11 protein-coding genes and 1 pseudogene are annotated in these 13,838 nt (G+C 55.5%); 6 read left to right on the plus strand and 6 right to left on the minus strand.

The annotated features are described in order from the left end of the window. Positions 1-77: 77 nt before the first annotated feature. Both IE087_RS22155 and IE087_RS22160 read right to left on the minus strand, forming a co-directional pair. Entirely contained in the window at positions 78-752 is a 675-nt protein-coding gene (locus IE087_RS22155; RefSeq protein ID WP_189371763.1) for an ABC transporter ATP-binding protein, read from the minus strand. Positions 753-759: 7 nt separating this feature from the next. Then, positions 760-2,058: a KpsE/RkpR family capsule polysaccharide export protein gene (locus IE087_RS22160; RefSeq protein ID WP_229801537.1), complete on the minus strand. Its 1,299-nt coding sequence runs from the start codon at positions 2,056-2,058 to the stop codon at positions 760-762. 90 nt (positions 2,059-2,148) lie between these two features. On the opposite strand from IE087_RS22160, the gene IE087_RS22165 reads away from it, so the two are divergent. The 6 genes from IE087_RS22165 (at position 2,149) to IE087_RS22190 (ending at position 10,687) form a co-directional block, all read left to right on the plus strand. Beyond that, a complete protein-coding gene (locus IE087_RS22165) occupies positions 2,149-2,952 on the plus strand; it encodes an ABC transporter permease (RefSeq protein WP_189371764.1) in 804 nt (267 codons plus the stop codon). 225 nt (positions 2,953-3,177) lie between these two features. Further along, positions 3,178-6,237, plus strand: coding sequence for a glycosyltransferase (locus IE087_RS22170; RefSeq protein ID WP_189371765.1), 3,060 nt, complete (start codon positions 3,178-3,180; stop codon positions 6,235-6,237). 27 nt (positions 6,238-6,264) lie between these two features. Beyond that, positions 6,265-6,963 (plus strand): sulfotransferase family 2 domain-containing protein, encoded by a 699-nt coding sequence (locus IE087_RS22175; RefSeq protein WP_189371766.1) that lies wholly within the window; start codon positions 6,265-6,267, stop codon positions 6,961-6,963. A 434-nt stretch (positions 6,964-7,397) separates the two neighbouring features. Then, complete coding sequence (locus tag IE087_RS22180; RefSeq protein ID WP_189371767.1) at positions 7,398-8,555, plus strand: NAD-dependent epimerase/dehydratase family protein; 1,158 nt, start codon at positions 7,398-7,400, stop codon at positions 8,553-8,555. An 18-nt stretch (positions 8,556-8,573) separates the two neighbouring features. After that, complete coding sequence (locus IE087_RS22185) at positions 8,574-9,320, plus strand: phosphoadenylyl-sulfate reductase (protein WP_189371768.1); 747 nt, start codon at positions 8,574-8,576, stop codon at positions 9,318-9,320. Between the two features lie 8 nt (positions 9,321-9,328). Further along, positions 9,329-10,687 (plus strand): glycosyltransferase family protein, encoded by a 1,359-nt coding sequence (locus tag IE087_RS22190; RefSeq protein ID WP_189371769.1) that lies wholly within the window; start codon positions 9,329-9,331, stop codon positions 10,685-10,687. Here IE087_RS22190 and IE087_RS22195 read toward each other — a convergent pair. The 4 genes and pseudogenes from IE087_RS22195 to IE087_RS22210 all read right to left on the minus strand — a co-directional run. Beyond that, positions 10,684-11,577 carry a WcbI family polysaccharide biosynthesis putative acetyltransferase gene (locus IE087_RS22195; protein WP_229801538.1) on the minus strand — a complete coding sequence of 298 codons (894 nt, stop codon included), beginning with the start codon at positions 11,575-11,577 and terminating at the stop codon, positions 10,684-10,686. The two genes, IE087_RS22190 and IE087_RS22195, sit on opposite strands and share 4 nt — an antisense overlap. A 7-nt stretch (positions 11,578-11,584) precedes the next feature. After that, complete coding sequence (locus IE087_RS22200; RefSeq protein WP_189371771.1) at positions 11,585-12,460, minus strand: sulfotransferase; 876 nt, start codon at positions 12,458-12,460, stop codon at positions 11,585-11,587. Positions 12,461-12,542: 82 nt separating this feature from the next. After that, positions 12,543-13,493, minus strand: coding sequence for a GSCFA domain-containing protein (locus IE087_RS22205; RefSeq protein ID WP_189371772.1), 951 nt, complete (start codon positions 13,491-13,493; stop codon positions 12,543-12,545). Between the two features lie 71 nt (positions 13,494-13,564). After that, a pseudogene (locus tag IE087_RS22210) lies at positions 13,565-13,838 on the minus strand (hypothetical protein); the annotation flags it as partial.

The following is a 13,838-nucleotide window of genomic DNA, read 5'->3' on the forward strand; positions in this document are numbered from 1 at the left end:
TCGTAAGATGGAAGACTGTTTGAAATTGCGGGTGCGCGTATCAGGCTTGCGTGCCAAAGCAAAGCCGTAGTTTGATCTCACTGCATGTGGGCGGGAGGTCGCTTTAGGTTCTCCTCGTGGTGTTCAAGAGCGGCATTGACATCATCATAAAAAGCCACCTTCCCATGCTCCAGAACCATGGCCTTGTCACAGATGCGTTTGATCATCTCGTTTGAGTGCGACACAACAACGGCCCCCGCCTTTTCACGGCGTGCGTCAAACACGCGAATACTCTTGCGGCGAAAGGCACCATCACCAACCGACGTGACTTCATCTACTAGATAAGTGTCAAACGGGATCGCCATGGAAACACCAAAGGACAGACGGGATCGCATTCCGGAGGAATAGGTCCGAAGCGGCATCCGGAAATGGGGTCCCAACTCGGCAAAATCCTCAACAAAATCGACCAACTCGTCCGTGTCCACGCCATATAAGCGCGCAACGAACCGCGCATTCTGCAGGCCGGTCATGTCCGGATGGAATGAACCGGCAAATCCAACAGGATAAGAGATAGACCCCGTCGACAAAATCCGGCCAGAAGTGGGGCGAATAGTGCCAGCAATCAACCGCAACAACGTGCTTTTTCCGGCACCGTTGCGACCCAGAAGGGCAACACTGGACCCAGTCGGAAACGTGGTTGTCAGATTGTCTACAATCACCCTCCGTCCTCCTTTGGACGGAAAGTATTTCGTCAATCGATCAAGCTGGATCATCGGACGATCAGGCGCGGTCGCGCAAGCTGTAGAAAACCAGGCAAACGATACCCCAGGACAAAAAGCTGAACAGCGCAATCAGCATCGTGGTCCAAAGGCGCTCGGGATACTCCGCCTTCTGCGCAAGGGTTGGCTGAACATGTGCAGCTAGGTACCGGCTCTGACGACGCGCTTCTGCAACCGCGCCATCATACGCGGCAAGCGCAGTGGTATAGGCCGTCTCGGCAAACTCACGATCCACGATCAGGCTCTCGTATTCGCCCACGAGATCGGCAAACACGACGTCACCCTCTCCCCTTGTGCCAAGCCCAAGTTTCTGGCGCTCCGCCTCGATACGGCTCTGGATCACTTCAACCCGGCGGTTTGCTTGCGAAATGCGCGGGTCGTCGCTCCGCGTGGTGTCGCTCAACAAGTCAAGTTCGATCAGGGAGTCAGCCAACTGCTGTTGCAGGGTAACAAGCACACCCATCTGGTTTTGCGTGTCGATACTGGGGTCGACAATCTGGGTCCGGTTCCGGAATTGGGTCAGCGCCAGCCGCGCGTCTTTCAAGCGCTCGATAGACACTTCCAGTTCATCACGGGAATACTTGATCGCGTCTTCACGCGCGATGGCCGAAAGCTGGTTAATCATCTCGGTGCTTTCGTCCAAGATCGCCTGCGCCACCGCCTGCGCGTCTGCCGGGTCAAACGCCATGACGCGCAGCTCCATCAACCGCGTTCCACTGTCATAGACGATGTTGACCTTGCTTTCCCAATGGCCAAGCAGGTCTTCGATTGTGCCTTCGGGATCGTAGGCGAAAACCGGGTCCTGTCGGACCGATACCCGGCTCCAGATCGCAGACAAATCGACGCGATCATTTACTTTGGAAACCAATTCCTGGCTGGTCAGGTAGGAAAAGAGAATATCTGTATCAGACGAACTTGAACCGGACAGATCAGTGATCCCACCCAAGAGCTCAACCGCCGAACTCTGCTCCTCGGAGCGCACCGAAAACCCCAAATAAGAAGCATATTGGTCTGCGGCGCGCGTCCAAAGGTACAGCGCAGCCAGCGCTGGCGGCACGAGGGCAACCAACAGGAAAGACGCCAGAAGAAACCAATGCCGTCGCTTCGTTCTGGATGGGCGCGCAGGCGGCGCAACCGGAGGATTAAGTATCTCACCCGGTGGTGCCGTCTCCGGAGTTCTTGCGTCACCCGATGCTTCGGCGATGGGCTGTTGCCCCGCGGAACCGGCCCGTAACTGCCGGGGCTTATTCGATGAAACAGGCACTGCACGTACCGGAGGGACCTGGGGGGGTTGCGACATCTGGACCAATTTAGGTTACTAGAAGGACGTTGTTCTAACGCGGTTCGTAGCGCAATTACTCTGGCAAAGCCAGCGAAGGGAACGAAACACATGGCGGGCAATTACGACGGCCAATTGCATGTGCAGAATAGGCCATTCGCGACATCGCGCGCGATCATAGCGCTTATGCTGCGCGAGATGTCGGCAACATATGGCCGATCGCCTGGCGGCTATCTCTGGGCGATTCTGGAACCTGCAGCGGGCATCGCGTTGCTCACAATCATCTTTTCGATCGGGTTTCGGTCACCGCCCCTGGGAACCCAGTTCGCGTTCTTCTACGCAAGCGGAATTCTCCCCTTCCTGATGTACAATGACATCTCCAGCAAGGTCGGCACGACGATCCAGGCAAGCCGCGCGTTACTGGCCTATCCACGCGTCACTTTTGTCGATGCTCTGATCGCGCGCCTGATCATCAACACAATTACCCAGCTCATGGTGCATTTCCTGGTCCTGACGTTCATCATGGTGACCCAATCGCCGGATACAGTGCTGGATTTCTCGAAAATTGGCTTGGCCTATGCGATGCTGCTTTGCTTCGCGATGGGGGTCGGGACTTTGAACAGTTTCCTGACCCTTTCGTTCCCCGTCTGGCAGACCGCATGGGCAGTCATCAACCGCCCCATGTTCCTCATATCCTGCATCTTCTTCATCTTCGAAACGGTCCCACGGCCCTACTCGGACTACCTGTGGTACAATCCCCTGGTGCACGTCGTTGGCGTCATGCGCGATGGATTTTACCCCTACTACCACCCGACCTACGTATCGGTACTCTACCCGATTGGCCTGGGCGCGGGATTGACCGTGATTGGCCTCTTTCTGCTTCACCGGTTCCACCGAGACATTTTGGACAAATGACGGTGACGCCCCCAACGTTTCGTTGCATAAGGCGCGTAATTCACCCGGCGCATGACTACATGCGCCTCTCCTCTGAATGTTCCTGACTCTGTGAGTTCTTCAATGATTGAAAACGTGCACTCCGTGTTTTTGGCGAATGGTAATGTCTATGCGAAATTTGCCGCAGCACCCGACAAAACCCCTGTAGAAGTGCGTGTTGGGAACGCCTCGGCGCCCCTCGCACCCATGAAAACTGACCCCCTTCAGACCTATGCATTCAAACTGAATTTCCCGTTCAACACTGAAGATTTGTCCGGCCGAGTCAGCTCTGTTCCAGCTGAAACGCAGCCGGGCGAATACTTCGCCTGCTGGGTAAATCACCTCACCGATTGGGTGCTGTCCGGCACCCAAACCGTCCAACTGATGCTGGCTCAGCGGAATGTTGCTTGTCGCATCGAGTTTGATGAGCCGATTTATGTCAAACGCACCAAGGCAGGGATGGTGTTCGAAACGTGGATTGCCGCGCACCGTGCTGTTGCAGACCTTAACATCGTGTTCACCAACGAAAGCACAGGCGGACTGACACGGCATACCGTGCCTTTCGATGGGGCTTTCGGAGGCGGTTCGGCGCGGGACGGCTATCAGCACGTCAGCATCCCCCTGCCAGACGGGTTTGAAAAAGGCACGGTCGGGATCGCCGTGGACTACAAGGCCTACTTGTCAACAGAAACGGATATCGAGCCGTTCCTATTCATCGCCGACACACGTGTCAGCCAGTCGACAAACAATGAACCATCGCTGGTAGAGCCGATCCGCGTTCGGCACACATCTGATGCGACCGAAGGCACGTGGATGACCGGCCCTTTGCCAAGCTCACTTATGGTTGGCGACGATGTGATACTGAAATCCGGCCGCAATACTGAAAAGCTGCTCACCACGCGCGTACCGAAACTCGCGCTGGAAGAAGACTACGGACACACGTTGATCATGTCGTCCGACATCGAAATGGATGTGCTGCTGCATATTGACGGTAAACCGATCGAACGGCTGATGTTTGGCCCCAACAACAACATTGTCCGTCTGTCCGCACAATTCCTTGATGGGCACAGCCACCACGTCTGTTTCAAGGATCGTTCCGGTACAATCACCTTCTGGCAAGGGCAGTTGCTGCTTCCGGCGATCATCACGCCACGCGACATCATGCAGCGTGAAACGCCGGCCCCCTTCCCGTCCACGCTCTTTGCCCAGACGCCTCAGCGCTACGCGAGCCTCAAGGCCAGTGTTGCGGCAGCCGACGAAAACACGGACCATGCACAGCTTGCCTATGCATTGTCCGTGCTGGAAGGCGGCTACGAAAACGTCAAGCTCAAGCCGCTGACCTTCAATCGACCCGAAAAACCGGACGTGTCGATCGTGATCCCGGCCCATAACAAGGTCGAAGTCACCTACCTTGCGCTGTGCTCCCTGCTGGTTGCCTACAACAAGGCCAGCTTCGAGGTGATCGTGGTCGATGACGCATCCACCGACGAAACAACCGAGCTTGAAAACATCGTCTCCGGCATCACGGTTTTGCACAACGAACTGCCCCAACGCTTTATCCGGGCCTGCAACCGCGGCGCGCAGGAAGCCAAGGGCGACTACATCGTTCTTTTGAACAATGATGTAGAAGTCACAAGCGGTTGGCTGGACGAACTGATCGGTGCATTCGACCGGTTCGACAATGTCGGCATGGCGGGTTCAAAACTGCTTTACCCCAACGGCCAACTGCAGGACGCGGGCGGCATCATCTGGGGCACCGGCAACCCGTGGAACTACGGCAACCAGCAGAACCCGGAAGAACCCCGCTTCTCCTATGCACGCCAGGCCGACTACTTGTCCGGCGCTGCGATGATGGTGCGCGCAGACATCTGGCGCGATGTGGGCGGCCTGTCCTCCTATATGGAGCCGATGTATTTCGAAGACACCGACTTCGCATTCAAGGTGCGCGAAGCAGGCTTCACCACATGGTTTGTCCCGTCATCGGTCGTCTATCACTACGAGGGTATGACCTCGGGTACTGACGTCACCTCAGGTTTCAAGAAGTACCAGGAAGTAAACCGGCCCAAGTTCAAACGCCGTTGGGCCAAGGCGTTCTCGGGCTTTGGCAAAGAAGGTCAAAGACCGGATCTGGAAAAAGACCGCGGTATCGTCGGGCGCATCCTGTTCATCGACTATTCCACACCGCGCCCAGACCAGGATGCGGGATCGTATGCCGCACTTCAGGAAATCCGGCTGGTCCAATCGCTGGGCTACAAGGTCAGCTTCCTGCCCGGCAACATGGCGCATCTGGGCCAATACACCGAAGAGCTGCAGAAAATGGGGGTCGAGGTGATCTATGCCCCATTCTACCTGTCGCAGACAGAATACCTGACCCAGCACGCACGCGACTTCGATGCGTTCTACATCACGCGTTACTACGTGGCTCAGGATGTGCTTGACCGTGTGCGTGCTCTGGCGCCCGAAGCACGTGTCTTGTTCAACAATGCCGATCTCCACTTCCTGCGCGAAATCCGCGCGGCTCGGGCTGAGGGTGATGCGGCAGCACTGGAAAAAGCACGCCAAACCCGGAACGAGGAAATGGACATCATCAACAAGGTGGACCTTGTCCTGTCCTACAACGAGGTCGAACACTCGGTGATACAGGCCTATTCCGACGGGCAGGCCAAAGTAATGAAATGCCCCTGGGTAGTGGATGTGCCGGAAAACCGGGCACCACTGAAGGACCGCAAGGGCATGTCTTTCCTTGGCAGCTTCCGGCACCATCCGAATGCGGAGGGTGTTCAATGGTTTGTCCGCGACATCCTGCCCGTGGTGAATGGGGTGGCAGGCAGCGTACCTTTGTCGATCTACGGCGCGTCCATGTCGGATGAAATCCGCGCTCTGAAAACCAATCTCGTTGATCCTGTCGGCTTCGTCGAAAAGGTCGAGGATGCCTTCGACAAGCACCGTATCTTCATCGCGCCATTGCGGTCAGGAGCAGGCATCAAAGGCAAGGTCCTCAGTGCGCTGTCGTATGGAATACCTTGCGTCCTGACCCAAACGGCGGCCGAAGGTATCGGGCTGCGATCGGGCCATGATTGTTTCATCGCAGAAACCCCCGATGCGTGGGCAAAAGCGATCAAGGCACTGTCAGAGGATGATGACCTTTGGACAACAATATCGGACAATGCACAGGCTTACATGCGCGACGCCTTTTCTTTTGACCGTGGACGTGCACAAATGCGTGAGGCGTTTGAGGCCGTTGAGCTCTATCAGGGCAACGGCTAAGAGACGTGTCAAATAAGCGAGGCTAACTTGCGCACGATCATACTGCACTACCACCTGTTCAAGAACGCGGGGACGTCCTTGGACAGCATCCTGAAGGATAACTTTGGGCCCGCATGGGTGACCAATGAATTTCCGATGGCTGGAAATGACAATACCGGACAGGTAGAGGCCTGGATCGCTCAGAACCCGAGCGCTATTGCTTTCTCCTCACACACAATGGTCGGACCCATCCCAAGTCCGACCGGCGTGCATGTGGTTCCGGTCATGATGCTGCGCGATCCAATCGCGCGCATCCGCTCTGCCTACCGGTTTGAGCGCAAGCAAGATGCGGATACATGGGGTGCGCAACTGGCCAAGGAGCACGACTTCGAAGGCTATGTACGCGCCCGTCTTGAACGTAACGGAGATCGGCAATGCCGAAACTTCCAGACGTCGCGCCTTGCATCAATGGCACCGGGACCCGAACCGGAACTGGAACGGGCATTGGTCGCTGCAAAGCAATTGCACATGACCGGCATGATTGGGCTTGTCGACGGGTTCGGTGACGCACTTGCAACGCTTCAGCGCCGCGTGAAACCAGTGTTCCCTGCATTCGAGGCCAGTGTCACACACAAGAACGTTTCATCTGGAACCAGCGCGTCGGACACGGCCGCGCTTGACGAGTTGCTATACGAAAGCAACCACGATGACATCGAGCTTCTAAGCGCTGTCGCCTCCTGGGGCTAACCTGACATTTTCCACCAATATTGGTCTTTCCGCCTGTGTCAAACTGCGCGGCAAGGCTCTACGCATGCGCGCTCGAGCGCAGTCCAAACTCACGTTGATGCAAACATCCAGTCAACATGCATTGAGAGTGTAGAACGCCCTTACACATTGCAATCCGAGATTGAATCAGTGTTGGGCGCGCGAAGCGGTTTTTTTCTGTGCCCACAATCGTCGCACCCGGGCATTTAACCGCGTCAAACTGTCTTGCTCCTGCCCTTTCCACCGACAACGCACATCCAAAAAAGCGAAAAAAAATAGCGCAACGCCAAAGGATTAGGGCAATCTGAACTCTTTTCCAAAGGACAAGCGCAAACATGCCGTTGCCGGGGTGATCTGCTTTGTCTTTCCAATATCGTAGTGTACAGGAGCGGTAGTTTTACCAAAAGGAGTTGATGATGAAGATCATCGTACTTGGTGGCGACGGATTCTGTGGGTGGCCGACCGCGCTGCACCTTTCGAACCGGGGCCATGACGTCACCATTGTTGACAATTTGAGCCGCCGCAAAATTGATATTGAACTGGAAGTCGAAAGCCTGACGCCGATCCGCCCCATCGGGGAACGTCTGCGTGTCTGGAAAGAGCTGACAGGCAAAGAAATCGCATTTCATGATTTCACAATTGGTGAAAACTACCATCGCCTCCTGACACTGATCAAAGAGGAAGAGCCTGACGCCATCGTGCACTTCGCCGAACAGCGCGCAGCCCCCTACTCCATGAAGTCGGCGCAGCACAAACGCTACACCGTATCCAACAACCTCAACGCCACCAACGATGTGCTTGCCGCCATCGTCGAAAGCGGTCTGGACATTCACCTGGTGCACCTGGGCACCATGGGCGTCTACGGCTACGGCACAGCAGGCATGAAAATCCCCGAGGGATACCTGAACGTCAAAGTGGACACCGAAAACGGGCAAAGCGAACAGGAAATCCTGTACCCTGCAAACCCCGGCTCGATCTACCACATGACAAAAACGCAGGATCAGCTGTTCTTCTACTTCTACAACAAGAACGACCAGACACGGATCACCGACCTGCACCAGGGCATCGTCTGGGGCACGCAGACCGAGGAAACGCGCAAGGACGAACGGTTGATCAACCGCTTCGACTATGACGGTGACTACGGCACCGTGCTCAACCGCTTCATCATGCAGGCGGCGGTAAAGTACCCGATGACAGTGCACGGGACCGGCGGTCAGACACGCGCATTCATCCACATTCAGGACACGTGCCGCTGTATTGAACTGGCCATCGAGAACCCGCCACAAAAAGGCGAACGGGTGAACATCCTCAACCAGATGACCGAAACCCACCGGGTGCGCGATCTGGCCGAGATGATCAACGGGATGACAGGCACCGACATCGCCTATCTCGAAAACCCGCGCAATGAAGCGGCCGAAAACGATCTGCACGTGGCAAACGACCGGTTCCTTGGTCTGGGTCTGAACCCGATCAAACTCTCCGACGGTGTCATGCAGGAAGTTGTCGAAATCGCCGAGAAGTATTCGGACCGCTGCGACAAAACCAAGATCCCTTGTGTGTCCGTCTGGAAGTAAGGATTTGAGTGACAGGTTGTGATTGTCGAAACAAATGCCCGGCTCGAACTCAAGGCGAAGGCTGCAGACTTGTCGGAACGCCATACAGGGCGCTCCGCACAGGCGGTTCTGAAAGAGGTGATCACAACCACATTCGAAGGACGGGTCGGTCTCGTCTCGTCCTTCGGAACAGAGGCAGCGATCCTGCTACACATGGTGTCGCGCATCGACCCTTACGTGCCGATCATCTTTCTGGACACATGGAAACATTTTCCGGAAACGCTGGAATATCGTGACACCCTGGTGCGGCAGCTCGGTCTGTCGAACATCCAGACGGTCACCCCCCGGCCCGATGCGCTCAAGGCCGATGACCCTGACGGGCTTCTCCATCAACGCAATCCCGACCTGTGTTGCCACGTCCGCAAATCAGTACCGATGCTCAAGTCCTTGCGGTCCCTGTCATGTTGGATCACCGGACGCAAACGCCAACAGGCGGCCACACGCAGTGACATGACACTGTTCGAAATCCAGGATCGCTGGATCAAGGTAAACCCGCTGATCGACTGGACACCCGAAGACGTGGATAACTATTTCACTGAACACGATCTTCCGCGCCATCCACTTCAGGCCCAAGGATACCCCTCCATTGGATGTGCTGTCTGCACCAAACCCGTCGCACCGGGGGATGACCCTCGCGCAGGTCGCTGGGCCGACAGCGACAAGACGGAATGCGGAATCCACTTTGAAAATGGTAAGATGGTGCGCACCTCTCGACCAAAGAATTGAAGACCAACATGACTGAATTTGAACAACAATTGCAGCAAATCGTGACGCGCAATTGGCCCTTGAACAAGATGCAGGAACGTTTTGCAAACGTCTATGCTCAGGCCGTTTCGATGGTAGAGGCGGATGCAAATGTTCAGGTGCCCGGTATTTGGCGCGCCATCTACCGCTACGAATCCCGCCTGCACGATCCAGACAGCGCAATGGAAAGGATCACCAGAGCCGAAGCCGTTATACCCGAACGGGAGCTGTTCCAGCTCAAGCTGGAATACTTCAACCAGACGGGACAACCGGACCGGTTGGCAGATATGTGTGGGACACTGATCGCGCAGCGCAAGCTGTTGGCAATGGCCTATCAGAACCTGATCCTGCTTCACTGCCGCTCTGGCCATCTCCAAGAGGCGACGGCGGTGCTTGAAAAGGCGGCCAACGAAGATCTTCGCGGCGCCCTCGGCACAAATATTCGCTTCAGTCACATGCTGGGCGCATGGGACATGTTCGAAAAACTGGTCGACACCTTCGCGTCCAGAGCTGACCCAGACGATCTGAACTTGCGCCGCTGGCGCACTGTTCTGGACTGGATCGCGAGTCCGGCCTCGCGCGAATTTCCCTTTCCACATCATTTCGTCAATCTGGACCGGGCCAAGGGACGCAGACGCGCACTGGAAGAAAGGTACGCACGCTACGGTGACCCTTTGAACTTTGTTCAAGCCGTTGACGGCAGTAAGATGGGTCAAGACATCTATGACACGTGGTGCCCAACCGGCAAACTGCACATCGGCGGTGTCGCCAACCTACAGTCTCAAATGTCAGTCTGGCGCGCATTTCTTGAAACAACAAACGAACACGCGCTGATCTTCGAAGACGATGCATGGCCCTACGCCGACATGGCAACATGGTCAGACCTGACACAACTGGTCGAGACCGAAAACCCAGACATGGTGTTTATCAACGACCGTGGCGCGGGTGTCTGGTGGGATCGACCTGATACCCCCCCGTGGACAACCTACGCGGAAGCGATCGGCAGCTACACGGACAACATGCGCGCGCCCGGGCTCGACGGATACCTTCTGTCCCGGCGCGGCGCACAGATGTTGCTGGACAACTTCGAACAGGACCGGGTTTTTACCAATATCGATTGGCAAACGGCCTCTTATACACTCACGCATTCGCAAGTTGGCCAAATGCCCCAAGGCATTCAGCGTAACGTGGTCTCAGCTGCGCATGACAATATGAAGTCGACTGCACGCCTGTCTGCATACGTTCTCAATCGGCCGGTGGTCTGCCAGTTTGCAGCCGGCCATGCCACGGTGAACGAAACCAACATGTTGGTGCAGCAATCCAAGACGAAACAAAGTGCCGCCGGTTAAACCGGCGCACCATTTGCCTTAAAGATATCCGCGTCCATTCCGTTTGCCGGAGTAAAGCGAATATTGCTTAAATCCCGAAACAGCGGGTTGTGAGAATACACTTCGTGAAATGCTGCAAGCAGCTTTTGGTCATTGTAACGCACCGGCGGACCGGGTCGTCGTGAGACCTGTCCTCCGGATTCCAAGGTGTATCCATCCCCCTGCATGTGATCAGGCTTGTCCGGCCAAAGCGACGGCACAACATAGCGACCCAGCGGCTCGTCTGGCGGTTCTTCAACCTGCGTGCTGGAAAACCCTGACACCTTCAGCAACCGACTCGCTACTTTGGCCAGCACAAACGCAGTTGGGTGATTGAAGGTAAAGAACAAGCGCCGATTATCAACATACGAACCCAACACATCGGTGATGGCGACATCGCATGTTGCTTCGCGGCGCTGTAGTTCTGCCAAAGACATCTCACGGATCCGGGCAACGTAGGCGCTGTCAAACTCCGATTGCCGGTCCGTGATTAAACCCTCCTGGGCCAGCCAGTCATGGTAGATGCGCACATCGTGCAGGGCTTCCAATGGCCCCATCATGCGGCCACCAGTCGTGTGGGTCATGTATCGCAAGAACGGCTGTTGCCCGGCCCAGAAGATGTTGGGCCAAACAAACACAAACGGATGATTGGCGCGCACCACGTTGGACCGCAACCACGGACGAGCGAAGTTTTCTGCCGTCTGCTGGGCAAAGATGATGTCCGCCTCGGCCATACGCGCCGCGTGCACGTCTTGATCACCGTCCTTTGCCAGATGCAGCACGATTGGCTCAAGCATCTGGGCATCGGTCGCGCGCGCAACCAATTGTGTCAACGGCCGCGCCTGACAATTCCCAATGACTAGAGCCTTCATACTGATCTCACGCTTTCACCATTCCCCACCCTTCTGGCAGAACAAACCCTTCCGCCTCAATCTCCGACCGGATGCGCGCGACGTCGTCGGCAATCAGGCCCGAGAAGAAATCCGGCATCGGATGTTTCACACTTTCAGTGAAACGCTGTTTCAGCAAGGTTTCAGGGTAGTTGAAGGCAGCCACGTCAAGGAATTCCTCGATCCCGCGCAGGGTGCCACGTTGATCAGCATGCAGGTCCTCGTAGAAGATGACCTTGTATTGTTCAGGCGAAAGACCCGCACGCAGCTTGCGCAACACTTCACCATATTCGGCATTGTTCCAGATATGCGGCTGTTTGACGAAGCGCAGAAAATCGTTTGGCCCCCACGTCTTCAGGTTGTCCAACTGATCGGTGACCTGCAGGTGAAACTTGGTGTGGCTCCACAACCGCTTGACCGGATCACGCATGGTATAGAGCACACGCAATTTGTCACACCGATCAGAAATGCGTGGCCAGACATCGCCGGGCAAAAGGGCGTTCAGATTAGAAAAGTCGCACGCATATGTTTCATGCCGCCGAAGCTGGAACAGGTTGCGATACCAGAAATCATCGACTGGTCGATCCAGATACGCCGCAACCCAACGCAGGTTCGTGCGTACGTTATCGACATGCGCCTTCTCCGGATCAAAGCGCAGGATGTAACGGTTGCGCGCCTCCTGCATCCGTCGCTGATCACTCAGCTGTCCGTTGTCCACGTAGCGATGGTAAAAATAGTGAATCTCCTTCTCCATCGCAAAATGCAGCTCCGGATGGCGCGCCAACACAGCATAAAGCCATGTTGTGCCTGCCTTCATAGCGCCAATGCTAAGAAAGAGATTTCCAAAGAGTTTTTGGTTATTCATGCGATCATCACATTTTTGGTTGTTGATGTTGGCTCAATACCTTCCTGACAGAAGTCAGGATGCCATTTGTAGTGGCGAGTGTTCAGTGAGCATCATTTTGCTTGGTGTAAAGACCGACCATGTGCTTCACAACGTCACCGACGATCCTTGGCCGAACATGTACATTGTCTTCCCCGAAAGATCGCAACCCCGATGACGTGATAATCTCATAGCTTGGGAAATAGTCTACGGCTTCAAACTTTTGCGACATCTTCTCGGCGACAACACGTAGAACCGACTTCGAATAGCTGTTGCGCAACAAGGCGTCGCCGCCAGCAAATGTAACCTGCAACGGCACCGGCGATACCGTCAAAACGACGTTTCTTTTGCCTTCGCTAAGTAACAGTTCCAACATCTGCGAGACCATGCTCTCGCATTCTTCGACGCCCAACTGGTGAAATTCAAAGCGTTCACCGGACTTCTTTACCAGTTTATGTGGCGGCGCTTCATTCAAGTACAGACCGTCCTCACTGTCATACCATGCTTCGACCAGACCAAGCGTGATGACAACAACCCCGGCACCGTTCAATCCGTCTTGGTACAACGTGTTGATCTGTTCACGCCGTTCCATCGCCCGCGCGTGTGACACCGCTCGGGATCCAGTTGCCAGCAAAGTGTCAACATAGGACCCCAAGCCCGTTTTATATAACCCACGTGTGTCAGCGGCAGTGCCTGCTGCACGAACCGCTTGCAGCATAGTGGCTGGGTTGTATTGATTCAGAATTCGGTTGGCACGACCCGGCGCTTCGTCCTGGGGCGCGGTGAATGCAAGCGTTGGAAGGTCCATGCCATTTTCAGCAAGAGCTTCTTCAACATTCCTCGCAAAACAGGACCCGATTGTAAAAACTCTCTCGCCTGCGGAAATCGCAAAGCCTGGTGAAATGTTAGGATAAATGTAGTGATCGTGGTATCTGGCATCATCCCGATCTGGGAAACGGCGCGCCTTGTTACGAAGAGCTTGTGAAAACGCAATAGCGCCTGGCAGCTTCAACATGACTGATCCTCAAAATGAAAAGGGAACGAAGCACGAAAAAACGTGCTCCGCCCCGCTTTTACACTCCAAAATCAGAAGATAAAATCAAAAGCATCCAGATCGCCGAGGCTGACGCCTGACAGCAGGATGCTGTTGCCGCCGCCCGTGTCGATCAGCACATCGCCGCCCACCTGCGTCGCCGCCCCCAGCGTGGCGCTGCCAAGGTTCAGATCCGCCAAGCTGTTGATCGTCGACAGGCCCGAGAAATCAATCCGCTCAAAGTTGTTCGTCGCCGCGAAATCCGTGATCGTGTCCGCGCCGTGACCGTCCGTGAACACAAACAGATCCGCGTTGAAGTTGCCCTCA

The organism is Tateyamaria omphalii (genome assembly GCF_014651375.1).
Lineage (GTDB): Bacteria > Pseudomonadota > Alphaproteobacteria > Rhodobacterales > Rhodobacteraceae > Tateyamaria > Tateyamaria omphalii.

Bases quoted from the DNA above. Each gene is read 5' to 3' on its own strand.
- IE087_RS22155 (WP_189371763.1), bottom strand. From the start codon at position 752: ATGATCCAGCTTGATCGATTGACGAAATACTTTCCGTCCAAAGGAGGA.
- IE087_RS22160 (WP_229801537.1), bottom strand. From the start codon at position 2,058: ATGTCGCAACCCCCCCAGGTCCCTCCGGTACGTGCAGTGCCTGTTTCA.
- IE087_RS22165 (WP_189371764.1), top strand. From the start codon at position 2,149: ATGGCGGGCAATTACGACGGCCAATTGCATGTGCAGAATAGGCCATTC.
- IE087_RS22170 (WP_189371765.1), top strand. From the start codon at position 3,178: ATGAAAACTGACCCCCTTCAGACCTATGCATTCAAACTGAATTTCCCG.
- IE087_RS22180 (WP_189371767.1), top strand. From the start codon at position 7,398: ATGAAGATCATCGTACTTGGTGGCGACGGATTCTGTGGGTGGCCGACC.
- IE087_RS22190 (WP_189371769.1), top strand. From the start codon at position 9,329: ATGACTGAATTTGAACAACAATTGCAGCAAATCGTGACGCGCAATTGG.
- IE087_RS22195 (WP_229801538.1), bottom strand. From the start codon at position 11,577: ATGAAGGCTCTAGTCATTGGGAATTGTCAGGCGCGGCCGTTGACACAA.
- IE087_RS22200 (WP_189371771.1), bottom strand. From the start codon at position 12,460: ATGAATAACCAAAAACTCTTTGGAAATCTCTTTCTTAGCATTGGCGCT.
- IE087_RS22205 (WP_189371772.1), bottom strand. From the start codon at position 13,493: ATGTTGAAGCTGCCAGGCGCTATTGCGTTTTCACAAGCTCTTCGTAAC.